The following is a 25,873-nucleotide window of genomic DNA, read 5'->3' on the forward strand; positions in this document are numbered from 1 at the left end:
CGCCGGGCCGCCCCGCCGTTGTCAGTGCCACCACCGGCCACCACCCGTCACCGATCGTCGTCGGCCACCGGCTTCCAGATCCCGGGTCAGCCGGGAACGGGGGTGCTGCGGGCCCGCAGCGACTCCCCCACGTCGTGCAGGTGGCGAAGCGCCTGCGCGTACGAGCTGATCACCCCGGACTCCAGGTAGTCCACGCCCAGCTCCTCGCAGTACGCCTTGACGATCGGCTGCGCGCGGCGCAGGTTGGGCATCGGCATGCTGGGGAACAGGTGGTGCTCGATCTGGTAGTTGAGCCCGCCGAGCACGACGTCCAGGACGTGGCCGCCCCGCACGTTGCGCGAGGTGAGCACCTGGCGCCGGAGGAAGTCGAGCTTGTCCTCGCCCCTGAACATCGGCATGCCCTTGTGGTTGGGCGCGAAGGTGCAGCCCAGGTAGACGCCGAAGACGGCCTGGTGCAGCAGCAGGAAGACGACGGCCTTGCCCGGCGAGAGCACCGCGAACAGCGCGACCAGGTACAGGACGGCGTGCACGACCAGGAGCGACGACTCCACGGCCCGGTGCTTGGTCTCCGGCCGCAGCAGCGCGCGGACGCTGGAGACGTGCAGGTTGAACCCTTCGAGGGTGAGCAGCGGGAAGAACAGGAACGCCTGCCACTTCCCCATGAACCTGGGCAGTCCCTTGCTCTCGGCGGCCTGCTCGTGCGACCAGATCAGGACGTCGGGGGCGACGTCGGGATCGTGGTCCTCGTGGTTGGGGTTGGCGTGGTGGCGGGTGTGCTTCTCCATCCACCAGCCGTAGCTCATGCCGATGGCGAGGTTCCCGGCCACCAGCCCGGCGATCTCGCTGGACCGGCGGGAGCGGAAGACCTGGCGGTGGGCCAGGTCGTGGGCGACGAGCCCGACCTGGGCGAACACCACGGCGAGGAAGACGGCGACCAGCATCTGGTACCAGGAGTCCCCGAGGGCGAAGAAGGCCGCCCAGCCACCGACGAAGGCCGCCGTGACCAGGGTCAGCCGTACGGCGTAGTAGCCGGGACGGCGGTCCAGCAGACCCGCCTGGGCGATCCGGCGGGACAGGCGGGCGAAATCGCTGCCTCGTTCACCGGTTCCGGGGACGACGGGAAGATCCGCATCGTCGATCGCGGTTGAGTTGGTCACGCTTCTCCTCTGGTGGGCCGGATGGCTCGACATGATCGGATCAGCCGGCGGCGCCACGCGTCGGCGTCAGCCGAACAGGACGACCCTTCCAGGATCTCGCGGTCACCCTGCCGGCGGACCCCCGCTCTCACCCCGGCTCGTGGTAGTGCTGACCCTACCCCCATGACTATTACGATCAAGGGGTCCCGGTGGGCTAGTCATACGGACGGACGGCCCGCCCCCTCGAGGGGACGGGCCGTCCGGGAACCTGTGGTCACTCGCTCTCGGCGGTGTAGATGTACTCCCAGTCACCGCAGCGGGTGGGGTGGGAGGAGTGCAGGCCGATCTGGCAGACCTTGACGCGGACACTGTCGACCTTGTGCTTGCTGAAGGCGAAGTGCTTGGCGCCGCCCGCGCCGCAGTAGCGGTAGGACTTGCCGTCGTACCACTGGTGGTCCTTGTCCCCGAAGTGGTGGACCGCGAACTTCACGTACGCGCACTTGCCACCATGCTTGTACGTGCGGTGGTCGAGGTCGTACAGCTTGCCCTTGACGTCCACCCGGTTCCACTTCTGGTGCTGGTCCCACTCGACGCCGATCCAGCCGCGGCTCTTGGCGCGGTGGTTGGACGAGAAGTAGTGCCCCCAGTTCTCGTCGTAGTCGTAGTCGTAGCCGGACTGGGCGGTCACGGCGGCCGGCGCGGCCACGGGCGCGGCCGCGGTGGCGGCGTGCGCGGTGGCCGGCGCGGCGAGCGCGACGGCGCCGAGGGCGGCGGTGGCGAGCAGGGCGGTGGACAGCTTCTTGATCATGATTTCTCCTCTTGCCTCCCCGAACCGGCTTTTGCCGATTTCCCCCTGGAGTGACTCCTTTCTATGGGCCGGTGCTTGCAGGCGCCCGTATCGCCACTTACAGCCGCTTACGAGGTGCTTGCGAGGCGTTTACACCGTTACCGGGGGGCGGTCACCCGTGACGGTCCCGGCGACGGGGCCCGTCCGCGGGTCCGCCGACCGGCGTACCCGGGGATCCCCCCGGAGAGGGACGCCCCGGCCGGGCCGCCTGCCCCACCATGGAGCCGTCGCCCGCACAGGGTGATGGAGGGGCGCCTCACCCGGCGGGACGACAGTCCCGCCGGGAACGCGAGAGCGGGGAACCCCGGGTGACAGGGGAGAACCGGCGCCGCGGGCAAGGGGGGCGATCTTGGCCCGTCCGGGAAGTGCGGTCCCGGTCCGGGCATGTGACGAAGATCGCAGCAGCTCGCGGCGCCATCCCGCACCTTTGCTCTACAGCTCGTAGTACTACTAGAAGTAGCACTACCGCTTGTAGAGCTTCAGACCCGCGAGGGGAAGATGGACGCACTAGACCTGGCCCGGTGGCAGTTCGGGGTGACCACCGTGTACCACTTTCTGTTCGTACCCCTGACGATCGGCCTGGGCGTCTTCGTGGCCGGGCTGCAGACGGCCTGGTACCGCACGGGCAAGGAGCACTACCTCCGACTCACCAAGTTCTTCGGGAAGCTCTTCCTGATCAACTTCGCGATGGGCGTGGTGACCGGCATCGTGCAGGAGTTCCAGTTCGGCATGAACTGGAGCGAGTACTCGATCTTCGTCGGTGACGTCTTCGGCGCCCCGCTGGCCCTGGAGGCCCTGCTCGCGTTCTTCCTGGAGTCGACCTTCATCGGCCTGTGGATCTTCGGCTGGGACAGGCTGCCCCGGGGCGTCCACCTGGCCACCATCTGGGCCGCGGTCATCGGGTCCAACCTGTCGGCGTACTTCATCCTCGCCGCCAACGCCTGGATGAAGCACCCGGTCGGCTACGAGGTGGTCGACGGCAGGGCCCGGATGACCGACCTGTGGGCGGTGCTCACCAACTCCACCGCGCTCGCCCAGGTACCGCACGTGATCGCGGCGGCCTTCGTGGTCGCGGGCGGCTTCGTCCTCGCGGTCTGCGGCCACCACCTGCTGCGGGAGCGGCGCTCCGACGTCGCGCCGCACCGCGCCTCCGGTGACGGCACGAGCATCTGGCGGACCCCGATGCGGGCCGCGCTGGTGATGACGGCGATCGCCGGCGCCCTGGTCGCCGGGAGCGGCGACATGTCGGCCAAGCTGCTGTACGAGCAGCAGCCGATGAAGCTCGCCGCGGCCGAGGGGCTGCGGCAGGACACCGCCGGCGCGCCGTTCTCCATCGTCCCCGGCGTGGAGGTGCCCCTGCTGCTCAGCTTCCTGGCCACCAACGACCCGAACGCCGTGGTGCAGGGCACCGACGACCTCCAGGCCCGGTTCGAGGAGCGGTTCGGCCCCGCCGACTACCGGCCCCACCTGCCGACGATCTTCTGGTCCTTCCGCGTGATGATCGTGTTCGGCCTGTCCGCGGTGGGCCTGTCGGTGTTCGGCCTCTGGCTGACACGGGGACGCCGCCGCGACCCCCGCCCGCCCCGCCGGGTCCCCGCCTGGTTCGCCCGCGCCTGCGTGCTCGCGCTGCCGCTGCCCACCCTCGCGATGATCGCCGGATGGCTGCTCAGCGAGGTCGGCCGCCAGCCGTGGACCGTCCAGGGCGAGCTGCTCACCGCCGCGAGCGTCTCCCCGGGCGTCAGCCTCACCCAGGTGGCGATCTCGCTGACGGTCTTCACCGCCCTGTACGGCGCCCTCGCGCTCGCCGAGGCCGTCCTGCTCGTCCGGCACGTCAAGACGGGTCCCGAACCCGCCGCCCCGGACGTCCCCGTCCCCGCGCTCGACCCGCCCTCCGGCGGCGACGACGCGCCCGTGGACGCCCGGCTCCAGCCGACCCTGATGTACTGAGAACGACGGGTGACGACATGGAACTCACCACCTTCTGGTTCGCGGTCATCGCGTTCCTGTGGACCGGCTACTTCGTGCTGGAGGGCTTCGACTTCGGCGTGGGCATGCTGGTGCCGGTCCTGGCCGGGAACGAGGCCGAGCGCAAGCAGGTCCTGGGCACGATCGGCCCGGTCTGGGACGGCAACGAGGTCTGGCTGATCACCGCGGTCGGCGCCATGTTCGCCGCCTTCCCCGCCTGGTACGCCGGGATGCTCAGCTCGTTCTACCTGCCGATCCTGCTGATCCTGAGCGGGCTGATCGTGCGCGGCGTCGGCCTGGAGTGGCGCGGCAAGGTCCGTCACGCCTCCGACCGCGCCTGGTGCGACCTGGGCGTGCTGGTGGGCAGCGCGCTCCCGGCCTTCCTGTGGGGCGCCGTCTTCGCCGACCTGCTGCGGGGCAGCGCGACGGCCGCGATGGTCGGCGGGGTGTTCTCGCTCTCGCTCTGCCTGCTGCACGGCGCGGTGTTCGTCGCCCTGAAGACCTCGGGCCCGGTCCGCTCCCGCGCCCGGCGCGCCGCCGTGGTCGCCGCCGCGGTCGCCCTGCCCGCCGCGGTGGCCGCGCTGTCGAACATCCCCGTCGCGGGTACGGAGGGCGCCGCGCCGGAGCCCGCCTCGTGGCTGTGGGGCGCCGCGCTCGTCGCGATGGCGGCCCTGGCCGCCGGGGTCGCGCTGACCTGGCGCGGCCGGGACGGCTGGGCGTTCGCCGCCACCGCCTCCTCGATCGCGCTGGGCTCCGCCGCGCTGTTCGGGGCCCTGTGGCCGGCCCCGCTGCCGGGTCTCACCGTGGCCGAGGCCGCCTCGGGCCCGTACACGCTGGGCGTGCTGACCTGGATCGGGCTGATCGCGCTGCCGTTCGTGCTGGGCTACCAGGCGTGGTCGTACTGGGTCTTCCGCAAGCGGCTGACCGCCGAGGTGTCCTGACCGTCCCCGTCCCCGTTCCTGGGCCGGTTCCGTTCCTGACCGTCCCTGTGCTCCGGCCCGGTTTCCCGATCGGTCCGGGTCGTCGGCCGGCCCTGCCTCCGGGCCGGCCCGGTCGCCCGCTCCGGCCGTCTCAGAGGATACCGAGCCGGGCGAGCGGCTCGACGAGCTCCCTCTCCTCGTAGGACAGGTGGGACAGGAGCGTGTCGGTCAGCAGGTCCATGGCCGACCGCAGGGCCGTCCGGCCGTCCGGGCCCGCGACGAAGGCGACCAGCGCCCGGTCCACGCCCTCGAGGACGTCGTGGATGGCATGGTGCTCCTGCTCCAGGCGGTCGATGACGGGCACCAGCCTGGCGTCGGCGCGGCGCAGGCCCGGGAAGAGGCTCTGGTCCTCGATCGTGTGGTGGGTGGTGACGACGCGGCAGTAGGACTCGCAGTAGGTGCCGACCGTCCAGTTGTTCTGCCGCATCGTCATCGTGTTGATGTGCGAGCGCGCGGCGCCGGGATCCATGGAACCGTCGGTGACCTGCTCGACGAGCCTCCGGACCTCGGCGAGCTCCTGGCGCAGGTGGTCGTGGACGTCGACGAGGTGGCGCCCGGCCGCTTGCTCACGAGGGGTGTACGTGCGGTCCGGGTCGGGGGCGGGGCCGGTGGGGCGGGTGGACTCGTCCCAGACCTGCACGTCGGCGAGCCGGACACCGTCGTCCGGGGTCGGCGTGACCCCCAGCGCGGGGATCGCACTCCCCCGGTTCCCCACGCTCCCGGTGTTCCCCACGCTCCCGGTGTTCCCTGCGTTCCCCGCGGGGACGGGCGACGCGGCGCGGGCCGCACCCCGCGCACCCGTCACCGCGACGGCCCCGGAGGCCCCGGCGGCTCCGGAGACCCCGGGACGGTCCGCGGCACCGGACACCTCTCCCCCGGACACCCCGGACACCCCGGACTCACCCACCCCGGACCCGCCCGCGTCGGACGAGCCCGCCCCGGACGAGCCCGCGAGCGCGCGTTCGGCCTCCACGAGCTCTCGTACGGCCGGGACGACCTCGGCGGCGAAGCGCCGGATGTCGTCGGGGTCGTCGCTGGCCAGGATGTAGACGCTCATCCCCTCCTCCAGGGTGAGCTCGGCGAGCTGCTCGGCCCAGACGTCCGCCGGTCCCCGCAGGAAGGTGCTGCCGGAACCGCTGAAGCCGCCCGAGATGTTGTACAGGCGCCGCACGTCCGCGGGCGAGCGTCCCGCGGCCAGCGCGGCCTCGTCGATGATCGCGTTCATGTCGGCGAGGGTGTCCGGGGCGGCGTAGGCGCTGCTGGGCAGCCAGCCGTCCGCGAGCCTGCCGGTGATGCCGAGCATCCGGCGCTTGTAGGCCCCCAGCCAGATCCCGACGTCATGGGCGGGCGCCGGGCCGGGATGAGCGCCGTGCACGCGGTGGTGGCGGCCGTCGATCCGTACGGACGCTCCCCCTTCCGCCCAGAGGGCGCGGATGACCCGGATGCCCTCCTCCAGCGCGCCGACCCCCTCGGCCGCGGTCAGCCGGGGGCCGCCCAGGGCGGCGATGCCGTCCCAGAAGGCCCCCGCGCCGAGCCCGAGCTCGACGCGTCCGCCGCTGAGGATGTCCAGGGTCGCGACGCTGCGGGCCAGCACCGCGGGCGGGCGCAGGGGAAGGTTCGCCACGTTCGGCGACACCCGCACCGTGGAGGTGCGCGCGGCGATGACCGACAGCAGCGTCCAGGTGTCGAGGAAGCGCGCCTGGTACGGGTGGTCCTGCACGGTCACCAGGTCCAGCCCGGTCTGCTCAGTGAGCAGGGCGAGCGCGACGACCCTGTCGGCCTCCGCGGCCACCGGCGTCAGGAAGGTCCCGAACAACAGCTCGTGCCCGTGGTCGGCCATGTCTCTCCTGGTACGTCGTCCTGGGTGCGCGGATCGCGACACGTCGTGCGACAGATCGTATGTAAAGCAGATGAATTGTCAAACAGAAGGTCTCTGGAACCGTGGATTCTGCTAGCCTGGCCGTGTGCCCGCCATGCCCGCCGTACCCGGCCCGCCCGTGACCCCGCGTCCCGGCGCGGAGACCGCCGAGGCCCTGGACGGTGACCTGGGCTGGACGCTCGGGGTGGTCTTCCGCTCCTACGTCAGGACGGTGAACGCACTGGTCGACCACCTCCCCGGCGGCCCGCGCGGGTACCAGGTGCTCGCCGCGGCGACCCAGGGCCTGCCCGGCGGCCAGGGAGCGCTCGCCCAGCGGCTCGGCGTCGACAAGACCGTCATGACGTACCTGCTCGACGACCTGGAGAAGGCCGGTCTGGTCGAGCGCCGCCCCGACCCCGCCGACCGGCGCAACAAGCGCGTCGTGGCCACCGAGCGGGGCAGGGCGGTCTGGGCCGACGCGCAGACCGGGCTGGAGCACGCCGAGGAGCACGTCCTGTCCCCGCTGGACCCGGCCGACCGCCCGGTGTTCCGGGAGCTGCTGCGCAGGCTGGCCGCCGGGACCGACGCCCTGGACCCGGCGAACGGCCCCTGCCGGATCGTCCAGGAGCTGACCCCCGACGATGTTCCGGACGGCGTCCCGGACGGCGTCCCGGACCGTGTTCCTGACGGCGGCCCCTCCAGGCCGCGCCGCTCCCCCCGGCGCTGAGCCGCCGGGCGGCGGGCCTTCGGGCCGGGTGGCGGGGGCGGCGGCCTGAGTGGTCTGAGCGGCCTGCCATGAGACCCCGAGCAGGCCCGCGGGGCCGGTGAAGTGCGGGATGCTCTCCATGACGGATCCCGGAGCGGTCCTGCCCGCGCCGGACGGGCGCGGAGCCGGACCGCCACCCGGCACGTACCAGATCGACCACGACGAAAACGGACGGATGCGATGAGCGCGCGTTTCGAGGAGCTCGACTGGCGTCCGACGCCGATCGGTGACATCAGCCTGCGGCGCAGGCGTGAGCCCACGCTGGGCGTCGACGTCTACGAGATCAAGCTCGACGACGACTTCCTCATGTCGAGCCTGTTCACGGTGGCCGAGATCGAGCTCGCCCGGCTCGGGCTGGCCGCGCTGGCGGGGACCGGCCTCGACGTCGCGGTGGGCGGGCTCGGGCTCGGGTACACCGCCCAGGCCGTGCTGGAGGACGCCCGGGTGCGCTCGCTCGTCGTGCTGGACACGCTCGGAGAGGTGATCGAGTGGCACGAGCGGGAACTGCTGCCGGTCGGCACCCGGCTGATGGCCGACCCCCGCTGCCGCCTGGTCCGCGGCGACTTCTTCGCGATGGTCTCCACCGACGCCGGACTGGACCCCGAGACGCCGGGACGGCGCTTCCACGCCGTCCTGGTGGACATCGACCACACCCCGCGCAACGTGCTGCATCCGAGCCACGCCGCCCTCTACACCCCGGCGGGCCTGCGCCGGCTCGCCGGGCACCTGACCCCGGGCGGCGTCTTCGCCCTGTGGTCGGACGACCCGCCGGAGGAGGAGTTCGAGGCCGTGCTCACCGAGGTCTTCGCGACCTCACGCGCTCACGTCGTCACCTTCCCCAACCCGCTGACGGGCGGCGAGTCGGCCAACACCGTCTACGTCGCGACGACCCCCGCCTGACGGCCCCGGACGGGCACGTCCCGCGGGCCGCGTGTGACGTGCCCGTCCGAGACGTCCGGTCTCAGAACGGGTCCTGATCGGCGTCGCGGACCAGGAGGGCGATCTGCACCCGGTTGACCAGCCCGAGTTTGGCGAGGGAGCGGCTGACGTGGGCCTTGACCGTGATCTCGCTCATCGCGAGCTCGCGGGCGATCTCGGCGTTGGCCAGCCCCCGGGCCACCGCATGGACGACCTGCCGTTCGCGCCCGGTGAGGACGGCCAGCCGTTCGCGGGCGGCGTGGACGTCCGGTGCCCGGCGCCCGGCGAAGGCGTCGATCATCCGCCTGGTCACCGTGGGCGCGAGCATGGCGCCGCCACCGGCCACCGCACGGACGGCGGCGATCAGGTCGCGGGGCGCGGTGTCCTTGAGCAGGAATCCCGCGGCCCTGGCGCGCAGGGCGGCGTGGACGTACTCGTCGTGGTCGAAGGTGGTGAGCATCACCACCCTCGGCGGGCCCGGAGACCGGTTGATCTCCCTGAGCGCGGCCACACCGTCCATGCGAGGCATCCGCACGTCCATGAGCACGACGTCCGGCCGGTGGCGCGCGACCGCGGCCACCGCCTCGGTCCCGTCCTGCGCCTCGGCGACCACCTCGATGTCGCCGGCGACCTCCAGGATCATGCGCAGCCCGGCCCGTACCAGGGCCTCGTCGTCGGCGACGAGCACCCGGATCACGTCGGCAGCCTCGCGGACACGCGGAATCCCCCGTCCGCCTCCCGCCCTGCGGTGAACCCGCCGCCGAGCAGTTCGACGCGCTCCCGCAGGCCGATCAGGCCGAGCCCGCTGCCGGGCATGACCTGCGCGCCGTCCACCGGGGCGGAGTTCGCGACGGTGACCTCCAGCGCCGAGGGCAGGTAGCGCAGCACGACCAGGGTGGCGGCCGTGCCCGCGTGCTTGTGGACGTTGGTGAGGGCCTCCTGCACCACCCGGTAGACCGCGTGCCGCACGATGACGGGCACCTCCCGTACCGTCCCCTCGTCGCGCCGTTCCACCGGGACCCCGGCGGATCTCGACCGGTCGAGCAACCGGTCGAGGTCGGCCGGCGTCGCCCCGGGCCCGAGGGCCTCCTCCCCGATCCCGGCCCGGTCCCGGGAAGCGTCGGTGAGGACGCCGAGCACCGCCCGCAGCTGTTCGAGGGCCTCCTTGCCCATGACCCGGATGAGCTCCGCCTCCGCCGCCGTCCCCGCGTCCACGGCGCCGATCTCCAGCGCTCCCGCCCGCAGGACCATGAGCGACACCCGGTGCGCCACCACGTCGTGCATGTCCCGCGCGATACGGGCGCGTTCCTGCGCGCGGGCCCGCGCTGCGCGCTCGGCCTGCTCCCGCTCCAGCCGGTCGGCCCGCTCACGCAGCCCGGCCACCACCTGGCGGCGCGCCTGCGTCCACAGCCCGATCGCCAGCGGGAACCAGACGAACAGCGGCGCGCCGCCCAGGGAGGAGAGGAGGTCGGCGCCGGGCCTGGGCAGCGCCGCCAGGAGGCTCGCGGCCACCGCGAACGACGCCAGGTGCGAGGGCCGCCGCCACGTGGTCGCCACCAGGTAGGACGCCACCGACAGCAGGAACCCCGGCGAGCGCACCACCGAGTCGACGGCCACCAGGAGCAGCAGCGGCCCGTGCCGTCGCGGTGACGTCCACGCCGTGGCGGCGGCCACCAGCCCGACCACGACTCCCTGCAGGTACGCGGGCACCGCCGCGAGGCCGAAGAGGGCGTAGGGCCTCGGGTCCGGCACGAAGGCGGCGCAGAAGGCGGCGACGGGAAGCGCCGCCACCGTCAGGCGATCGCGTACCCCCTCGGCTCTCACCCGGTCAGCCTAGACAGCGGCGGCCGGTACGCGCGGCCCACCAGCCCACCGGCCCACCGGTTCACCAGCTCAACGGCCGCAGCGGCCTGCGGCCGGGGTCGGGCAGCGGCTCGGCCCGCAGCTCGGGGACGGTGCCGCGCAGCACCCGGACCCCGAGCGGCACCAGCACCACGCAGAGCCCGCCCGCCGCGACGGCGTCGAGGAACGAGCTCTCCTTGAGCACACCGGTCCACATGATCCCGGGCCACAGGAACAGCAGGAGACGTCCCGTGCCGAACGTGCCCGACCGGAAGGCACCGACGGCCAGCACGAGCGTCCCGGCGTACAGGCCCAGGGCCGCCGCGGCCATGATCGTCCACGGCCCGTAGGAGACGGCCACGTACGTGTCCATCACGGCCGCGGTCACCGGTTCGAGGCCCAGCCGGCCGGTGAGCTGGAAGGCGGTCTGGTCGACACCCGCCCAGTACACGCGCGCGAAGAGACCGCCGACCATCAGGGTGCCGCCCACCATGGCGGAGTGCGGGGCCCTCGCGGCGACGATCCGGGCGAGCGTGACGACGGCCGGACAGAGCAGGATGACGCCCAGGAGGAAACACGCGTACCCGGCGGTGACCGTCGCGGGACTCTCCGCGTACGCGGCCAGCTGCGCGGGCGCGGCGAACGGCCGCCTGCCGAACTCCTCCAGCTGCGCGGGCGACAGACCCGCCGCCCCCGGCGCCAGGTGGCGCAAAAGCAGCCCGGCGGACCACACCGGGGGCGCCAGGACGAGCGCCGCTCCCCCGACGAGGCGTCCCGGGAACCAGGCGTTGTGGTGGACGAAGGCGGGGGTTCTCCAGGTGCCGCCCGGGCGGGCGGCCGAGTCCGGTCGTGACATGGCGCCCACCCTGGATCAACGGTGGGCGTCCTCACATCGTCCGATGGATACGGCGGGCGTCTCTTTGGTAGGGGTCCGGATCTTCGACAGGGGTCCGGGTCCTCGGCAGGGGTCCGGGTCCTTCGGCAGGGGACCGGGTTCTTCGGCAGAGGTCCGGGCGGGGTGCCCGGCCGCTTCCGCGGGACGAGGTCAGGGGATCCGTCCGACGGCTCCGAGGATGCCCGGCGCCCCCTCGTCGGCCTCCCCGGCCGGCCCGCCCTCCCGCGCCGGGGGACGCCAGGACTCGACCCGGGCGACTCCCGGCTCCAGCAGCTCCATGCCGTCGAACCAGGACGCGATGTGCGCGCGGCCGCGCCCCACCACGCCTCCGGTGTTGGTGCCGGAGTAGACGGCCGCGGCCTCCTTGACGTACTCGGGAGGATGGTCGCCGGGGAACATCTGGGTGATCGCCATGTAACTGCCGGAGGGCACCGACCGGCGCACGTGGCCGACGAGGGCATCGGCGTGCTCGTCGGACAGGAAATGCGTCAGGGCGATCAGCAACACCGCGACCGGCCGCGTCAGGTCGACATGTGCCCTCAGTGCCGGGTCGTCGAAGATGGCAGCCGGGTGCCGCGCGTCCCCCTCGACGACGATGGCGTCGTCCGTCCCCGTCAGAAGCGCCCGGGCGTGGACCAGAACGGCGGGATCGAAGTCGACGTAGACGGTACGGCTGGCGGGGTCGATCCGCCGGGCGATCTGGTGCACGTTCTCCTGGGTGGGCAGACCGGCGCCGATGTCGATGAACTGCCGTACGCCCTCCGCAGCCAGGGTGCGCACGACCCGGCCGAGAAAGGCGCGATTCTCCCGTGCGGCCTCCATCGTGCCGGGAGCGAGGCGGATCATCTCCTGCGCCTTCGCGCGGTCGCTGGGAAAGTTCTCCCTGCCTCCGAGGTAGTAGTCGTAGATCCGGGCGACGCTGGGGACGTCCGGGTCGACGCCCAGCGCCGCCGGGTCGAGGGAGGCGGCGGGCGCCTTTTCGTCGTCCACGAGATCTCACGTCCTCTGGGAAAAGGAGAAAGGCGCCCGGTACGGAGCCTCGGACAATCCTTCCATGATCGTGAGAAGCCGTCAGGCTGTCAACGACTACTTCGACGCCATTCTCCCGCCCTGATTTCGGCCTTTCCACGGCCTCCTTTTCCGCTTTCCGCAGAGACGGTTTCACCATTTCCGACGGAGGAGAACGAGCACGGCTGCGGTCCTCGTTTCTCGCACCGACCCGGGCCCTTTACAATGTAGATTCATTCCTCTCCCGGCATCGCTCCGGGCCTCCCGTCCACCCGGACGCGTACGGGCGTCAGCCGACCTGGTCGTTGTCCTTGAGGCTGCCCCAGCCGTGCCAGCGGTCGATCTCGATCCAGGCGCTGACCCGCGCGCGGTCCCGGCGCGGGTAGTCGTTCCCGAGGTAGTGCCGGGCCAGCCGGTCGATGTCGGTCAGCCCCTCGTCGTCACGCGTCTCGGCGACGTGTCCGATGATGCTGACGTGCGTGTACCAGTCCCCCTCGGCGAGCACGGTCAGGGTGACCCGGGGGTCGTTGCGGATGTGGTCCAGCCGCTTGCGGGCCCCGTCCATGTTGACCAGGATCCGGCCGTCGTCCCAGAGGTACCAGGTGGCGGTGGACACGGGCTGGCCGTCGGAACGCAGCGTCGTGATGACGGCGGGGTTCGGCTTCCTGAGCATGGCGACTGCTTCCTGAGGAAGCGGCGGCTTCGACATGGCCTCTCCTGTTCTGCGCGGCGCCCTCGCCGCCAGGGGACGCGGGCGCTTCATGAGACGTGTTCTCACCGTGCCATATCACCGTCCGTGACGATCGGCGACCCTCCGCACGGGAAACCGTCCCGGGGATCGCGTCACGGACGACCGCGGACGACACGCGCCCGGAGGTTCCCGGTACGCGCCCTCCTTTTCCGTGATGGAGTCGCCCCATGACGTCAGGATCCGGGACGCGGCGTTCCTACCGCGCTCTCTCGTTCGACGGTGACGGCACGCTGTGGGACTTCGACTCCGCGATGCGGCAGGCCCTGGAGGACGCGGCCCGTCTCCTTCGCGACGCGGGCGCCCTCCGGCCCGGCGGGCCGGTGACCGCCGGCTGGCTGCGCGAGGTCCGCGATCACGTCGCCGGGCGTGAGGAGTACCGGGGGCGGACCATGGAGAGCATCCGTCTCGCCTCCTTCCGGCGGGCCGTCGCCGAGTGCGGGATCTCCGACGCAGGGCTTGCCCGGGAGGCGTACGAGACGTACATGCGGGCGCGGTGGGAGCGGCTGCGGACCTACCAGGAGGTGCCCGGCGCGCTCGCCACGCTGGGCACCCGGTACCGGCTCGCCCTCGTCACCAACGGCAACACCCGTCCCCATCGGGTCGGTCTCGACGGCGTCTTCGACACGGTCGTCGTCTCCGCCGAGTGCGGCCTGTACAAGCCCGATCCGGGGATCTACCTTCACGCCGCGGCCCGGATGGGGCTCGGGCCCGCCGAGGTGCTGCACACGGGCGACGATCCCGTCGAGGACGTGGACGCCGCCCGGCGGGCCGGGATGGACACCGCCTGGGTGAACCGCCACGGTGCTCACCGGCCGTCCTCCGACCCATCCGAGGTGACGGTCGGTGATCTGGCCGAGCTGACGACCCTTCTCCTGGGGTGAGTCCCTTCGGCACCGGGGGTCACCGTCCATGGTCGGCGAAGGGCGGTCCGGCGGCCCCGAGCGGGTCACCCGATTCCCGTCACCAGCGCCACCACGGAGAGGACCAGCGCGCCGAGCCCGCCGGCCACCCCCGCCATCCGGGGGTACCGGCGGTCGGCCACCGTCCCCAGGTGAGCGCGCGCGGCGAGCATGAAGGCGACCCCTCCGGCCACGAACCAGGGTCCCCACAGGTAGGTGTACCAGCGAAGGACCGGCACCGACTCCGGGTTCACCTCGATCAGGCCCGCCTGGACGAGCAGCCCCTGCACGACGAACAGCGCTCCGTGCCAGGCCAGCAGCACCCCCGCACCCCACGCCATCAGCTGCAGGAGGCAGTTCGCGGTGCGCCCCCACGGGCGGCGGCGTACCAGGGCCAGGCCCAGCACCCCGCCGACGACCTTGAGCACGCCGGTCGCCCACACCACCGCGATCAGGCCGGGGTCCTGCCGCCGCGCCAGCTCGACCAGCTGCGGCGAGATGGTGGACTCGACACCGCCCATGCCGCCCATGGCCCAGTAGAAGCTCGGGACGGCGAACACGAAACCCCACACGGCGGCGGCGAGACCGGGCCACCGGGCGCGGTGCCTCGTGTCGTTCAGACGTAGATTCACACCGCCGATTGTGCCGAACCACAAAAAAGAGACGAACGTCCCCCCGTGCGGGACATCACCCGGGGGTGGAGGCCCGGCGCGTCCCGGCCCCCGTCGGGTCCACGGGTCAGCCGGAAGCGGTACCGCGCAGGGCGAACAGGTCCGACGGGGAGATCGGCATCCTGTCGATCCTGATGCCCTCCGCGTCCTCGATCGCCGAGGCGATCACCGCGGAGACCGGGATGACCCCGGCCTCCCCCGCCCCCTTGATGCCCAGCGGGTTGAGCGGGGACGGGGTCTCCAGGTGCGCGGTCTCGACGACGGGCACCTCGGTGGCGTACGGCATCAGGAAGTCCATGAAGGAGGCGTTCAGCAGCTGGCCGTGGCCGTCGTAGACCATCTTCTCGTACAGGGCACCGCCGACCCCCTGGGCGACCCCGCCGTGGATCTGGCCCTCGACGATCATCGGGTTGATCAGGTTGCCGCAGTCGTGCACGACCGCGTAGCGCAGGATGCGGATCTCCGCGGTCAGCGGGTCGGTCTCCACGATGGCCGCGTGCATGCCGGAGGCGAACGTGGAGCGGATCGGCGAGTAGTAGTCGCGGCCCTCCAGCCCCGGCTCCTCCCCCTCGGCCACCGGCGGCCGGTCGAACGACGACGCGCCCGCGAACTGGGTGGCCCTGGCCGCCTCCTCGTCGAAGGCGTAGCGCAGCGGGTTCGACAGCACCGCCACGGTCGACAGCGGGATCGCCGCGCCCGGGGACCCGGCCACCCGCACCTCGCCGTCGACGATCTCCAGGTCGCGGGGGTCGGCCTCCAGCGCGTCCGCGGCGATCCGCAGCGCCTTCTCCCTGACCTTGCGGCAGGCCAGCGCGATCGCGTTGCCGCTCATCACCGCGGCCCGGGAGGCGAACGTGCCGACCGCGTACCCGAACCTGCGGGTGTCGCCGGTGACGACCGAGACGCGTTCCATCGGCACGCCCAGCTCGGTGGCGGCGATCTGCGCGAACACGGTCTCGTGGCCCTGGCCCTGGGAGGTCAGGCCGGTGGAGACGTGCACCCGGCCGTCGGAGGTGATCTGGACGTGGCCGCCCTCGTACGGGCCGACGCCAGTGCCCTCGACGTAGCAGCCGATGCCGATGCCGACGGTGCGGCCCTCGGCGGCGGCGCGGGCCTTGAGCTCGCCGAAGGCGTCCCAGCCGATCAGTTCCTTGAGCATCCGCAGCGACTCGGGGTAGTCGCCGCTGTCGTAGATGAGCGGGCGGCCGTCCTGGAAGATCAGGCCCTGGTCGTAGGGGAACTCGTCGGGCTGGATGAAGTTGGCGGCGCGCACCGCGGTGCGGTCGGCGCCCAGGTACTCGGCGATGTGGTCCATGGTCCGCTCCATGCAGAAGACCCCCTGCGGGCGGCCCGCCCCCCGGTACGGGGTGACCTGCACGGTGTTGGTGTAGACCGAGGAGAACTCGACCCGGTAGGCGCCGATCCGGTAGGGGCCCAGGAGCTGGGTGGCGGTGATGATCGGCACGATGATCCCGTACGGCGTGTAGGCGCCGTGGTCGTGCAGGATCTCCACGTCCAGGCCCAGGACGCGTCCCTCGTCGTCGAATCCGACCCGGACGGTCTGCACCTGGGCGCGTTCGTGGGCCGAGGAGACGAAGTGCTCGCGCCGGTCCTCGGTCCACTTGACCTCGTGACCGAGGGTGATCGCCGCCCACGGCACGAGGACCTCCTCGGGCCAGGGGTGCATGATCTTCACGCCGAAGCCGCCGCCCACGTCGGGGGCGATGACCTCGACCTGGGGCAGCGGCAGGCCGAGCTTGGCGGCGATGGCCATCCGGACGCTGGTGGAGGTCTGGGTGCTGGAGTGGACGCGCAGCGAGCGGTCGTCGGCGTCCCAGCGGGCGTGCACGCCGCGTCCCTCCAGCGGCATGGAGGCGCTGCGCTCGATGTCGAGCCGGAAGGAGAGCGTGTGCGGGGCGGCGTCGATCGCCTGGCGCGCTCCCAGGCCGTCCGCCGAGGGCACCTCCTGCACCAGGTGGGCGCCGACGTTGCCGGGCACGTCGGCGTGGACGAGCCGGTCGGAGGCGATCGCCTCCTCCACGCCGACCACCGGCGCGAGGACCTCGTAGTCGACCTCGATGAGCGCGCAGGCGTCCTCGGCGAGGTAGCGGTCGCGGGCGACGACCATCACGACGGGCTCGCCGACGTGCCTGACGATCTCCCGGGCCAGCGGGTACGCGGTGCGGCCGTGGGTCAGCGCCGGGTGCGGGATGAGCAGCGGGAGCGGCTGGGCGAGCGCGCCGGGCAGGTCCTCCCAGGTGTAGATCGCCACCAGCCCGTCGACCTCGACGGCGGCCGAGACGTCGATGTCGCGGATCCGGGCGTGCGCGTACGGGGAGCGGACGAAGGCCGCCTCCAGCGATCCCGCGCCCAGGTCGTCGACGTAGCGGCCCTGGCCGGTCAGCAGCCGGGGGTCCTCGCGCCGCCTGACCGGCTCGCCGAACAGTTTCGTGGTCACGACCGCCGCACCCGCCCCTCGTTCTCCTCGTTCTCCCCGGTCTGCTCGGACGTCGGGGACTCCTCGGCCATGATCTCGGCGGCACGGTGGACGGAGGCGACGATGTTCTGGTAGCCCGTGCACCGGCAGAGGTTGCCGGAGACGCCCTCCACCACCTCCTGCCGGGTCGGCGCCGGGTTCTCCCGCAGCAGCGCGGTGACCGTGCACAGGAATCCGGGGGTGCAGAAGCCGCACTGCAGGCCGTGGCACTCGGCGAAGGCCCGCTGCACCGGGGAGAGCGTGCCGTCCGGCGCGGCGAGCCCCTCCACGGTGGTGATCTCGCGGCCGTCCACGGTGACCGCGAACGTCAGGCAGGAGCGGACGGGCTCGCCGTCCAGCAGTACCGTGCAGCAGCCGCAGACGCCGTGCTCGCAGCCGACGTGGGTGCCGGTCAGGCCCAGGTCGTGGCGCAGGCAGTCCGACAGCAGCCGCCGGGCCGGGACCCGGGCCTGCCGGACGGTCCCGTTGACGGTCAGCGTGATCTCATGCATCGGCGGCCTCCCTGGCGGCGTCTCGCAGTGCCCGCTCGGCGAGGACCCCGGCGAGGTGGCGCCGGTAGTCGGCGGTGGCGTGGATGTCGGCCTCCGGGTCGATGCCGTCCCGTACGGCGCGGGCCGCCGAGGCCCAGTCCGCGGAGTCGGCGGGCTTCCCTCCGAGGGCCTCGGTGACGTCGAGCAGGACGGGGACCGGGCCCAGGCTCACGCCCGCGACCGTGGCCGAGGCGATCCGGCCCTCGTCGTCCAGGACGACCAGGGCCGCGATGCCGGCCAGCGCGTAGTCGCCGTGCCTGCGGGCCAGCTCGTGGAACGCGGTGCCCGAGCGCGGGGGCGGTGCCGGGAAGAACGCGGAGACGGCCAGCTCGCCCGGCTCGATCGCCGACTCCAGGGGGCCGGTGAAGAAGGCGGCGGCGGGCACGTCCCGGACGGCGCCGGTCCGGGCCAGGCGTACCGATCCGCCCAGCAGCCTGAGCACGGCGGGCAGCTCGGCGGCGGGGTCGGCGTGGGCCAGGCTGCCGACCACGGTGCCCCGGTTGCGGATCACCGGGTGGGCCACCAGGCGCAGTGCCCGGCGCAGCAGGGGCTGGGCGGCGGCGACCGGGGCGGAGCGCTCCACCTGGGCGTGCCGGGCCAGGGCGCCGACCCGGACGCCGCCCGCCTCGACGTCGACGGCCGCCAGGGCGTCCAGCCGGTTGATGTCGACCAGGTGCGCCGGGGCGGCCAGCCGCATGTTCAGCAGCGGGATGAGGCTCTGTCCTCCGGCGAGCACCTTGCCCCCCGTTCCGGCGTCGTCGAGGGTCTGCAGCGCCTCGGCGAGGGAGCGGGGGGCGTGGTACTCGAAGGGGGCTGGTTTCACCCGGTGGCCTCTCGTCGTGGTTCGGACGCCCCCGGGCCGGCGGCGCCTCCGGCTCCCGTGCCGCGGCCCGCGATGACCCGGAGCAGGTGGTAGCCGGCCACCACCACGATGGTGCCGAGGGCGATGCCCTCCAGCGTGAAGTTCGAGCCGATCATGTGCTTGACCGGGCCGATGGCCAGGATGATGCCCGCCCCGACCGGGACGAGGTTGACCGGGTCGGAGAAGTCGACCCGGTTCTCGATCCAGATCCTGGCGCCGAGCAGGCCGATCATGCCGTACAGGATGACGGTGATGCCGCCGAGCACGCCACCGGGGGTGGCCGCGACCAGCGCGCCGAACTTGGGGCAGAGGCCGAACAGGATCGCGATGATCGCGGCGATGTAGTACGCGGCCGTGGAGTACACGCGGGTGGCGGCCATGACGCCGATGTTCTCGGCGTAGGTGGTGGTCGGCGAGCCGCCGAAGCCGCTGGCGACCGCGGTGGCGGCGCCGTCGGCGATGATCGCCCGGCCCATGTACGGGTCGACGTCGGTGCCGGTCATCTCGCCGACGGCCTTGACGTGGCCGACGTTCTCGGCGACCAGCGCGATCACGGCCGGCAGCACCAGCAGCACGGCGGAGAACCTGACGTCGGGGAAGTGCATGTCCGGCAGGCCGATCCAGTCGGCCGTGGCCACCGCGTCGAAGCTCACCCGCGGGTGGGTGTCGACCGCGCCGGTGCCCGCGTTGAAGGCGGTGATGTTCCCGAAGAGCCGGTCGGCCACCCAGGAGAGCAGGAAGCCGGCGATCAGGCCGAGCAGGATGCCGATCCGGCCGATGAAGCCCCTGAAGGCCACGATGAGGACGAACGTCACCACCATCGTGATCAGCGCGATCCACTGGTCCTGCGGCCAGTAGACGTCGGCGACCACGTACGCCAGGCCGAAGCCGATCAGCATGACGACGGCGCCGGTGACGACCGGCGGGAAGACCCGGTTGATCACCTGCACGCCCAGGAAGTGCACGGCCAGGCCCACCAGCGCGAGGACCAGTCCGGCGACCAGGATGGCGCCGGTGACGATCGCGTCGGAGGCGGGGGTGTCACCGCCGAAGAGCCCCCGGATGGCGAGCACGCCGCCCACGAAGGAGGCGCTGGTGCCCAGGTAGCTGGGGACCTTCCCCTTCACGATGAGCAGGAACATGATCGTTCCGATGCCGGAGAACATGATGGCGACGTTGGGGTCGAGCCCCATCACCAGGGGGAAGACGAACGTGGCGCCGAACATCGCGACGACGTGCTGCGCCCCGAAGCCCACCATCCGCGGCCACGACAGCCGCTCGGAGGGACCGACCACCTCTCCGGGGGCCAGCGTCCTGCCGTCGCCGTGCCTGGTCCAACGTGGAACAACCATCGAGCCTCACCTTTCACCGGGCCGTCGGTCGGCGGCCCCCGCGGGCATCCTCCGGCGATTCCCTCACAACCGTTGCGGGCACATTAGGACCGACGTCATACCCGTACACCGTCATGATCTGCCAAATCTGGGCGGCCGACCAGTGGACGGCTCGCGCACACCGGCCACCGGGGCCGGTGAGGGGCGGGTTCAGCCCCCGGCACCCTCCACCCGGATCTCGAAGCCGTCGCCGCTCACCACCTGGCCGCCGCGGATCTTGCAGGTCTTGCGGAGCTCCACCTCACCGTCCACCAGCACGTTGCCGTCGGCGATGAAGTGCTTGGCCTGACCGCCGGTCTCGGTGACGCCGCAGTACTTGAGCAGGTCGCACAGCGGGATGTACTCGGTCTCCAGGGCGAAGGTCTCGTTCACGCCGAACAGCTTAGATCCCGTCAGATCCCGCGCATCCGCAGGACGTGCAACGCCAGGGTCAGGTTCAGCCGCAGGTGGGCGTCCTCGGTGAACCCGCCGAGCATGCGTTCCAGCTTGCCGATCCGGTAGCGCAGCGTGTTGTAGTGGAAGTGCAGCCTGCGCGCGGTCTCGGCCACGTTGAGGTTGGTCTCCAGCAGCACCTGCAGGGTGCGGCGCAGGTCGGAGTTCTCGGCGTCGTCGTCGGAGGCGAGCGGGCCCAGGGTCTCCCGGACGAAGGCGTGCAGCTCGGCGGTGTCGCTGACCAGGGACAGCAGCCGGTAGACGCCGAGCTGGTCGAAGTGGGCGACCGCGCCGTGGCCGTGCAGCTGGCGGCCCACCCGCGCCGCCTTGAGCGCCTGCCCGTACGCCTCCGGCAGCGCCTCGGCCCCGACGGCGGTGCGGCTGGCGCCGGTGGAGAAGGTGGCGGGCAGGGACTCGGCGAAGGCGGCGGCGGCGTCCTTGGCCAGGCGTCCGGCGTCGACGCCCGCGTCCACGATGGTGACCACCTCGTGCGAGAAGCCCGCCACCGCGCCGCGCGCGTCGTGGCGGCGCATCGCCCCGGTCCAGCAGGTGACCAGGCGGTCCTGGGCGACGCGCTCGTCGCCCTCGGGGTCGAGCTCGGCCACCAGCACGGTGACCGGGCGCTGCAGGTCCCAGCCGAAGGCCCGGGCCCGGGAGGCCACCCGGTCGGAGCCGCCCGCCCGGCCGGTGAGCACGTCGCGCAGGAAGTCGGCGCGGTACTTGCTCTCGACGGCGTTGACCGCCTCCTGCCGGGTCACCACCAGGGCGGCGACCGTGGCGGCACGTTCCAGAATGCCGACGTCGCTCTCGGCGATGGACCCGACCGGGCCGCAGGCGACGATCCTGCCGTGGTGGTGCCCGCCCGCCACGACCGGTACGGAGGTGTGGCGTCCCTCGGGGGCGGCGCGCAGCACGGCCACGTGCTCGGCGGGCCCGGCGGCGGCCAGCACGTGGCCGGTCCCGTCCAGGACGGCCACGCCCACGTCCAGCAGCCCGGCCACCTCGGCGGTGACCTCGCGCAGCCCGCCTCCGGCGAGGACCACCTGGACCAGTGCCCGGTGCGCCTCCTCGGCCCTGGCCAGGGCGGCGGCCTGGCGGTTGAGGATGTCGGTGAGGACCTGGTTGAGGATGTCGTCGAAGCCGACGTCGTCGGGGAGCTGGATCAGCGGGAATCCCAGCCGGTCGGCCTGCTCGACCATCTCCTCGGGGAGCTCGTCGAGGTAGCGGCCGAGCTTGACGGCCAGCGCGGCCAGGCCCCGCTCGTCCAGGTCGGCCACCAGCCGGCCCAGCGACTGCGGGGTGTTGCGCAGCGGGTAGCCGGTGGTCAGCAGCAGCTCGTGCGGCTTGACCCAGGCCAGGACGTCGGGCACCTCCATCACGTTGAGCCGCTGCACAACGCGGTCCAGCCCCCGCTCCCCCGCGATCAGCCGGGCACCGGCCAGCGTCGACACTCCGAGGACCTCGCCGACGGCGACGCCGTGAATGATCGTTCCGGTACTCGCCGGCCGCACGGGAGGTTCCATGAGGTGATTGTGACTGATGGACCCGTCTGTCAGGAAGAGCCAACCTTTGGGCGGACTGTTGGCATCTTTCTCCGTACGGCCTCCCCGGCACCGGCCCTACGGTCGGCTTCAATGGATGGGGGAGATCCGTGACCGGGCGAACAGCCGCGAGCACCTCCGTACCCATGCACGCCCATCCATACTCACGGGGCCGGCGAAGGAGCGCTCATGACCGTTGGAACGCGTCCCCCGGGCGCAGCGCGTGCACGTCCGCGCGCACGCGACCGGCGCGGCCAGCACGACGCTGCGCCGGATGCTGGAGGCGCCCCGCAGCCCGGCGCGGGTGCTGGCGGCCTTCCCCGCCGGTGTCTACCTCGAGGTACGGACGGAGCTGGAGCCGCAGGTCATCGCGGTGGTGACCGGGCAGGCCACCCGCCTGCCCAACGCCATGGTGATCAGCGGGCCGATGCCGGGGGTCGCGGTGGGCGACGAGGCGTGCGTCGGTGACGGCTCGATCGATCTGGGACGGCTCAGCCTGAGGGCCCACCGCTGGTGGGATCCGGCCCCGCCGCTCGGCCCGGTGCCGGTGGAGCGGCTGGCCCGCTCGCTGCCCGCGCTCACCGGGTTGTGCGAGCGGTCGGCCCGGCGCCCCGGCCTGGAGGGCAACGGCGCGGCCGGGCTGCTGGCCCAGGGGTGCGCCGAGGGCTCGCTGCTCAAGAGCGTGACGGCCGCCGAGCAGCTGGTCGGCCTGGGACCCGGCCTCACCCCGAGCGGGGACGACGTGCTCGCCGGGCTGCTGGTCGCGCTGCGCCACCTGGGCGGGGCGGCGGGGGCGGGACGGGCGGTGTGGCTGGCCGACTGGCTGGCCGCGGCGGTCACCTTCGACGTGCGCGGCAGGACCACCCCCATCTCGGCGTCGCTGCTGCAGTGCGCCGCGCGGGGCGAGGCCAGCGGCGAGGTGCTGGCCGTGCTGCGGGGCCTGGCGGGACGGCAGTCCCTGGAGCCTGCCCTGCACCGGCTGCTCCGGCTGGGGCACACCTCCGGCGCGGACCTGGCGTGGGGGTTGCGCATCGGGCTCGCGGCGGTGATCGATCTGGAAGGCGGGGGCAGTTGAGCACCGATGTGGTCCGGATACGGACGGGCGTCTATCACGACTCGGTGAGCCTGATGCGGGTCAGCCGGGCGGCGGCGGACCTGCCGGGGGTGGAGGTGGCGGTGGTCGCCATGGCCACCGGGCTCAACCTGGGCATCGCCGCCGACCTGGGGTTCGCCCCGCCCCCGCCCGGCCCGTCGGGCCCGGCCGGTCCGGGTGACCTGCTGATCGCGCTGCGCGGCGAGGCGGACGCGCTGGAGGGCGCCGTCGCCGCGCTGGACGGGCTGCTGGACGGGCTCTCCGTCTCCGCCGCCGGCGGTGCCGCGGTGGAGCACCCGCCGCGCACCGTCCGCGCCGCGGCCCGCGGGCGCACCGCCACCCTGGCGCTGGTCTCGGTGCCCGGCCCGCACGCGTTCGCCGAGGCGCTGGACGCGATCGAGGCGGGCCTGTCCGTGATGATCTTCAGTGACAACGTGCCGGTCGGCCAGGAGGTGCTGCTCAAGCGGCGGGCCGCCGAGCGCGGCGTGCTGGTCATGGGCCCCGACTGCGGCACCGCGGTGATCGGCGGGGCCGGTCTCGGCTTCGCGAACGTGCTGCGGCCCGGCCCGGTCGGGGTGGTGGCGGCCTCGGGGACGGGCGCCCAGCAGGTGACCTGCCTGCTCGACATCGCGGGCGTGGGCGTCTCGCACGTGCTGGGCGTGGGCGGACGCGACCTGTCGGCGGAGGTGGGGGGCCTGTCCACGCTGCGCGCCCTGGAGGCGCTGGACGCCGACCCCGCGACCGAGCTGATCGTGCTGATCTCCAAGCCTCCGGCGCCGGAGGTGGCGCGGGTCGTCGGCGAGGCCGTCGCCGGGCTCCGCACGCCCGTGGTGAACGCCCTGCTCGGTCCCGCGGGAGCGGGCCGGGCCGACCTGACCTCGGCGGCCGAGGCCGCGCTGCGCGCTCTCGGCGTCCCCGTCCCCGACTGGCCGCACTGGCCCGCGCCTTCCCCCTTCCCTTCCGAGGGCCCGTCGGCGGGCCCGGCCGGTGACGGCGCCACGGGGATCGCGGGCCCGGCCGGCGACCGCGCGGAAGGCGCGGGCGGGCCGCGGGGGATCTACTCGGGCGGGACGCTCTGCGTGGAGGCCCGGCTGATCGCCGGGAGCGGGGAGTTCACCGACTTCGGCGACGACGCCTACACGGTCGGCCGCGCGCACCCGATGATCGACCCGGCGCTCCGGCTGGAGGCGCTGGCCGCGGTGCCGGCCGGTGGCGTGGCCCTGCTCGACGTGGTCCTCGGCCACGGCGCCGACCCCGACCCCTCGGCCCGTCTGGCGCCCGCGATCGCCGGGGCCGTCGCCCGGGGCGTCGCGGTGGTCGTCGCGCTGGTCGGCTCCGAGGGCGACCCCCAAGGGCTCAACGCCCAGGCCGAGGCGCTGAACGCGGCGGGCGCGGCGGTGTTCACCTCCAACGCCCGCGCCGCCCGGCACGCCGCGGAACTCGCGGGCGCCACCGGCACCGCCGACGTCACCGGCGTCACCGGCGCTGCCGCCACCGACGCCACCGACGCAGCCGACGCCACCGGCGCGGCCGGCACCGGCGCCGTCACCCGTTCAGGAGGCCGCCCATGACGCTGCCCATGCTCTCCGGCGAGCCGGAAGTGATCACGGTGGGGACCGACCTGCTCGGCGAGGCGCTCGACGCGCAGGCCGTCCCCCGGACCCGGGTGGACTGGCGCCCGCCGATGCCCGGCACCGAGGCCGACCTGGCCCGGGTGCTGGCCGACCCGCGCAGGGAGCGCGCCAACGCGACGGCCGTGGGCCGCCTGGTCTCGGCACGGCCGCAGCTCGTCGGCGTGCGGCCCGCGCGCGAGGTGCTCGACCTGCCCGAGGGCACGTTCCTGCACGCCGGGCCGCCGATCGAGTGGGAGCGCGCCTCGGGCCCGCTGCGGGGCGCGCTGATCGGGGCCATGCTGCTGGAGGGGCTGGCCGGCGACGCCGAGGAGGCCGGGGAACGGCTGGCCGCGGGCCGGGCCCGGCTGGACTCCTGCCACCACCATCGGGCCGTCGGCCCGATGGCGGGCGTGGTCACCCCGTCGATGTGGATGTTCGAGGTACGGGACGCCGAGCACGGCGGTACCGCCTACTGCTCGCTCAACGAAGGGCTGGGCAAGGTGCTGCGCTACGGCGCGTACGGCCCCGAGGTGCTGGAGCGGTTGCGCTGGATGGCCGACGTGCTCGGCCCGGTGCTCCAGGCGACCCTGGAGCGCAGCGGCCCGCTGGACCTGCGGTCGCTGGCCGCGCAGGCCCTGCAGATGGGCGACGAGCTGCACAACCGCAACCGCGCCGCCACCTCGCTGCTGGTGCGCGAGCTGGCCCCCGAGGTGGTGGAGGCAGCCCCCGGCCGCGCCGCCGAGGTGCTGCGGTTCATCAACGGCAACGACCACTTCTTCCTCAACCCGGGCATGGCCGCGTGCAAGGTCGCCGCCGACGCCGCCAGGGACGTCCCCGGCTCCACGATGGTCGTCGCGATGGCCCGCAACGGCACCGACTTCGGGGTCCAGGTCTCCGGGCTGGGGGACCGCTGGTTCACCGGCCCCGCGGGCGTGCCGGACGGTCTCTACCTCGGCGCGTACGGGCCGGACGACGCCAACCCCGACATCGGCGACTCCACGATCACCGAGACGGCGGGCCTGGGCGGTTTCGCGATGGCCGCGGCCCCGGCGATCGTCAGGTTCGTCGGCGGCGACGTGTCGGACGCGACCGCGGCCACCCGGTCCATGTACGAGATCACCCTGGCCGAGCATCCGGCGTACCAGATCCCGGGGCTGGGTTTCCGGGGCACGCCGGTCGGCGTGGACGTCACGCTGGTCGCCAGGACGGGGCTGCTGCCCACCGTGAACACCGGTATCGCCGGGCGGGTGGCGGGGACCGGCCAGGTCGGCGCGGGGCTGGTCAGCCCGCCCGCCTCGGCCTTCACCGCCGCGCTGTCCGCGCTGGCCCGCGCCGCCGAGCCCGGGGACGGGTAGGTCCGGGGCTCCCGTCGGCCGGA

23 protein-coding genes are annotated in these 25,873 nt (G+C 73.2%); 8 read left to right on the forward strand and 15 right to left on the reverse strand.

The genetic code is table 11. The features are described 5' to 3' along the window. Positions 1 to 86: 86 nt before the first annotated feature. The gene (locus ABD832_RS28505) at positions 87 to 1,157 is read right to left on the reverse strand and encodes a fatty acid desaturase family protein (protein ID WP_413224649.1); all 1,071 of its coding nucleotides are present in this window, start codon (positions 1,155 to 1,157) and stop codon (positions 87 to 89) included. Positions 1,158 to 1,410: 253 nt separating this feature from the next. Further along, complete coding sequence (locus ABD832_RS28510; protein WP_344900839.1) at positions 1,411 to 1,944, reverse strand: hypothetical protein; 534 nt, start codon at positions 1,942 to 1,944, stop codon at positions 1,411 to 1,413. A 537-nt stretch (positions 1,945 to 2,481) separates the two neighbouring features. Between ABD832_RS28510 and ABD832_RS28515 the strand changes: the two genes are divergently transcribed. Together ABD832_RS28515 and cydB are read left to right on the forward strand one after the other, a co-directional pair. Further along, positions 2,482 to 3,930: a cytochrome ubiquinol oxidase subunit I gene (locus ABD832_RS28515; RefSeq protein WP_344900841.1), complete on the forward strand. Its 1,449-nt coding sequence runs from the start codon at positions 2,482 to 2,484 to the stop codon at positions 3,928 to 3,930. 17 nt (positions 3,931 to 3,947) lie between these two features. Next, positions 3,948 to 4,889 carry a cytochrome d ubiquinol oxidase subunit II gene (gene cydB / locus ABD832_RS28520; protein ID WP_344900843.1) on the forward strand — a complete coding sequence of 314 codons (942 nt, stop codon included), beginning with the start codon at positions 3,948 to 3,950 and terminating at the stop codon, positions 4,887 to 4,889. 130 nt (positions 4,890 to 5,019) lie between these two features. On the opposite strand, the gene ABD832_RS28525 is transcribed toward cydB, so the two are convergent. Continuing rightward, positions 5,020 to 6,768 (reverse strand): LLM class flavin-dependent oxidoreductase, encoded by a 1,749-nt coding sequence (locus tag ABD832_RS28525; protein ID WP_344900844.1) that lies wholly within the window; start codon positions 6,766 to 6,768, stop codon positions 5,020 to 5,022. Positions 6,769 to 6,901: 133 nt separating this feature from the next. Between ABD832_RS28525 and ABD832_RS28530 the strand changes: the two genes are divergently transcribed. Next, positions 6,902 to 7,513, forward strand: coding sequence for a MarR family winged helix-turn-helix transcriptional regulator (locus tag ABD832_RS28530; RefSeq protein WP_344901779.1), 612 nt, complete (start codon positions 6,902 to 6,904; stop codon positions 7,511 to 7,513). A gap of 219 nt (positions 7,514 to 7,732) precedes the next feature. Further along, positions 7,733 to 8,452, forward strand: a complete 720-nt coding sequence (locus tag ABD832_RS28535) for a polyamine aminopropyltransferase (RefSeq protein WP_344900846.1) — start codon at positions 7,733 to 7,735, stop codon at positions 8,450 to 8,452. 61 nt (positions 8,453 to 8,513) lie between these two features. Here the strand turns inward: ABD832_RS28535 and ABD832_RS28540 are convergent, their stop codons facing one another. The 5 genes from ABD832_RS28540 to ABD832_RS28560 form a co-directional block, all read right to left on the reverse strand. Then, on the reverse strand, positions 8,514 to 9,167 hold the full coding sequence (locus ABD832_RS28540; RefSeq protein ID WP_344900848.1) for a response regulator: 654 nt from the start codon (positions 9,165 to 9,167) through the stop codon (positions 8,514 to 8,516). Then, positions 9,164 to 10,294, reverse strand: a complete 1,131-nt coding sequence (locus tag ABD832_RS28545; protein WP_344900850.1) for a sensor histidine kinase — start codon at positions 10,292 to 10,294, stop codon at positions 9,164 to 9,166. The genes ABD832_RS28540 and ABD832_RS28545 overlap by 4 nt, the downstream gene beginning before the upstream one ends. 61 nt (positions 10,295 to 10,355) lie before the next feature. After that, entirely contained in the window at positions 10,356 to 11,168 is an 813-nt protein-coding gene (locus ABD832_RS28550; protein WP_344900852.1) for a hypothetical protein, read from the reverse strand. A 189-nt stretch (positions 11,169 to 11,357) separates the two neighbouring features. After that, a complete protein-coding gene (locus ABD832_RS28555) occupies positions 11,358 to 12,197 on the reverse strand; it encodes an SAM-dependent methyltransferase (protein ID WP_344900854.1) in 840 nt (279 codons plus the stop codon). Between the two features lie 307 nt (positions 12,198 to 12,504). Next, positions 12,505 to 12,924 (reverse strand): PPOX class F420-dependent oxidoreductase, encoded by a 420-nt coding sequence (locus ABD832_RS28560; protein ID WP_344900856.1) that lies wholly within the window; start codon positions 12,922 to 12,924, stop codon positions 12,505 to 12,507. A 209-nt stretch (positions 12,925 to 13,133) separates the two neighbouring features. On the opposite strand from ABD832_RS28560, the gene ABD832_RS28565 reads away from it, so the two are divergent. Continuing rightward, positions 13,134 to 13,847 carry an HAD family hydrolase gene (locus ABD832_RS28565; protein WP_344900858.1) on the forward strand — a complete coding sequence of 238 codons (714 nt, stop codon included), beginning with the start codon at positions 13,134 to 13,136 and terminating at the stop codon, positions 13,845 to 13,847. Positions 13,848 to 13,912: 65 nt separating this feature from the next. On the opposite strand, the gene ABD832_RS28570 is transcribed toward ABD832_RS28565, so the two are convergent. The 7 genes from ABD832_RS28570 to ABD832_RS28600 all read right to left on the reverse strand — a co-directional run bounded on the left by ABD832_RS28570 (position 13,913) and on the right by ABD832_RS28600 (position 21,771). After that, positions 13,913 to 14,497 (reverse strand): DUF3995 domain-containing protein, encoded by a 585-nt coding sequence (locus ABD832_RS28570; protein WP_344900860.1) that lies wholly within the window; start codon positions 14,495 to 14,497, stop codon positions 13,913 to 13,915. 106 nt (positions 14,498 to 14,603) lie between these two features. Continuing rightward, a complete protein-coding gene (cutA, locus tag ABD832_RS28575) occupies positions 14,604 to 16,994 on the reverse strand; it encodes an aerobic carbon-monoxide dehydrogenase large subunit (RefSeq protein ID WP_344900862.1) in 2,391 nt (796 codons plus the stop codon). Then, positions 16,991 to 17,524, reverse strand: a complete 534-nt coding sequence (locus ABD832_RS28580; protein ID WP_344900864.1) for a (2Fe-2S)-binding protein — start codon at positions 17,522 to 17,524, stop codon at positions 16,991 to 16,993. Before ABD832_RS28580 ends, cutA begins: the two co-directional genes overlap by 4 nt. Further along, positions 17,517 to 18,386, reverse strand: a complete 870-nt coding sequence (locus tag ABD832_RS28585; RefSeq protein WP_344900866.1) for an FAD binding domain-containing protein — start codon at positions 18,384 to 18,386, stop codon at positions 17,517 to 17,519. The genes ABD832_RS28580 and ABD832_RS28585 overlap by 8 nt, the downstream gene beginning before the upstream one ends. Further along, positions 18,383 to 19,777: a uracil-xanthine permease family protein gene (locus ABD832_RS28590; RefSeq protein ID WP_344900868.1), complete on the reverse strand. Its 1,395-nt coding sequence runs from the start codon at positions 19,775 to 19,777 to the stop codon at positions 18,383 to 18,385. The genes ABD832_RS28585 and ABD832_RS28590 overlap by 4 nt, the downstream gene beginning before the upstream one ends. A 189-nt stretch (positions 19,778 to 19,966) precedes the next feature. After that, a complete protein-coding gene (locus ABD832_RS28595; protein WP_344900870.1) occupies positions 19,967 to 20,188 on the reverse strand; it encodes an RNA-binding S4 domain-containing protein in 222 nt (73 codons plus the stop codon). 20 nt (positions 20,189 to 20,208) lie between these two features. Beyond that, on the reverse strand, positions 20,209 to 21,771 hold the full coding sequence (locus ABD832_RS28600; protein ID WP_344900872.1) for a PucR family transcriptional regulator: 1,563 nt from the start codon (positions 21,769 to 21,771) through the stop codon (positions 20,209 to 20,211). A gap of 214 nt (positions 21,772 to 21,985) precedes the next feature. On the opposite strand from ABD832_RS28600, the gene ABD832_RS28605 reads away from it, so the two are divergent. Genes ABD832_RS28605 through ABD832_RS28615 form a run of 3 tightly spaced genes read left to right on the forward strand, consistent with a single transcriptional unit; the run spans position 21,986 to position 25,850 of the window. Further along, positions 21,986 to 22,864 carry an oxamate carbamoyltransferase subunit AllH family protein gene (locus ABD832_RS28605; protein WP_344900874.1) on the forward strand — a complete coding sequence of 293 codons (879 nt, stop codon included), beginning with the start codon at positions 21,986 to 21,988 and terminating at the stop codon, positions 22,862 to 22,864. Beyond that, the gene (locus ABD832_RS28610) at positions 22,861 to 24,453 is read left to right on the forward strand and encodes an AllF/FdrA family protein (RefSeq protein WP_344900876.1); all 1,593 of its coding nucleotides are present in this window, start codon (positions 22,861 to 22,863) and stop codon (positions 24,451 to 24,453) included. The genes ABD832_RS28605 and ABD832_RS28610 overlap by 4 nt, the downstream gene beginning before the upstream one ends. Beyond that, positions 24,450 to 25,850 carry a YlbE family protein gene (locus ABD832_RS28615; RefSeq protein ID WP_344900878.1) on the forward strand — a complete coding sequence of 467 codons (1,401 nt, stop codon included), beginning with the start codon at positions 24,450 to 24,452 and terminating at the stop codon, positions 25,848 to 25,850. Before ABD832_RS28610 ends, ABD832_RS28615 begins: the two co-directional genes overlap by 4 nt. The last annotated feature ends 23 nt before the right edge of the window (positions 25,851 to 25,873 follow it).

Source organism: Streptosporangium longisporum, assembly GCF_039534895.1.
Lineage (GTDB): Bacteria > Actinomycetota > Actinomycetes > Streptosporangiales > Streptosporangiaceae > Streptosporangium > Streptosporangium longisporum.

Bases quoted from the DNA above. Each gene is read 5' to 3' on its own strand.
- ABD832_RS28510 (WP_344900839.1), bottom strand. From the start codon at position 1,944: ATGATCAAGAAGCTGTCCACCGCCCTGCTCGCCACCGCCGCCCTCGGC.
- ABD832_RS28515 (WP_344900841.1), top strand. From the start codon at position 2,482: ATGGACGCACTAGACCTGGCCCGGTGGCAGTTCGGGGTGACCACCGTG.
- cydB (WP_344900843.1), top strand. From the start codon at position 3,948: ATGGAACTCACCACCTTCTGGTTCGCGGTCATCGCGTTCCTGTGGACC.
- ABD832_RS28525 (WP_344900844.1), bottom strand. From the start codon at position 6,768: ATGGCCGACCACGGGCACGAGCTGTTGTTCGGGACCTTCCTGACGCCG.
- ABD832_RS28530 (WP_344901779.1), top strand. From the start codon at position 6,902: ATGCCCGCCGTACCCGGCCCGCCCGTGACCCCGCGTCCCGGCGCGGAG.
- ABD832_RS28535 (WP_344900846.1), top strand. From the start codon at position 7,733: ATGAGCGCGCGTTTCGAGGAGCTCGACTGGCGTCCGACGCCGATCGGT.
- ABD832_RS28550 (WP_344900852.1), bottom strand. From the start codon at position 11,168: ATGTCACGACCGGACTCGGCCGCCCGCCCGGGCGGCACCTGGAGAACC.
- ABD832_RS28560 (WP_344900856.1), bottom strand. From the start codon at position 12,924: ATGTCGAAGCCGCCGCTTCCTCAGGAAGCAGTCGCCATGCTCAGGAAG.
- ABD832_RS28565 (WP_344900858.1), top strand. From the start codon at position 13,134: ATGACGTCAGGATCCGGGACGCGGCGTTCCTACCGCGCTCTCTCGTTC.
- ABD832_RS28580 (WP_344900864.1), bottom strand. From the start codon at position 17,524: ATGCATGAGATCACGCTGACCGTCAACGGGACCGTCCGGCAGGCCCGG.
- ABD832_RS28590 (WP_344900868.1), bottom strand. From the start codon at position 19,777: ATGGTTGTTCCACGTTGGACCAGGCACGGCGACGGCAGGACGCTGGCC.
- ABD832_RS28600 (WP_344900872.1), bottom strand. From the start codon at position 21,771: ATGGAACCTCCCGTGCGGCCGGCGAGTACCGGAACGATCATTCACGGC.
- ABD832_RS28615 (WP_344900878.1), top strand. From the start codon at position 24,450: ATGACGCTGCCCATGCTCTCCGGCGAGCCGGAAGTGATCACGGTGGGG.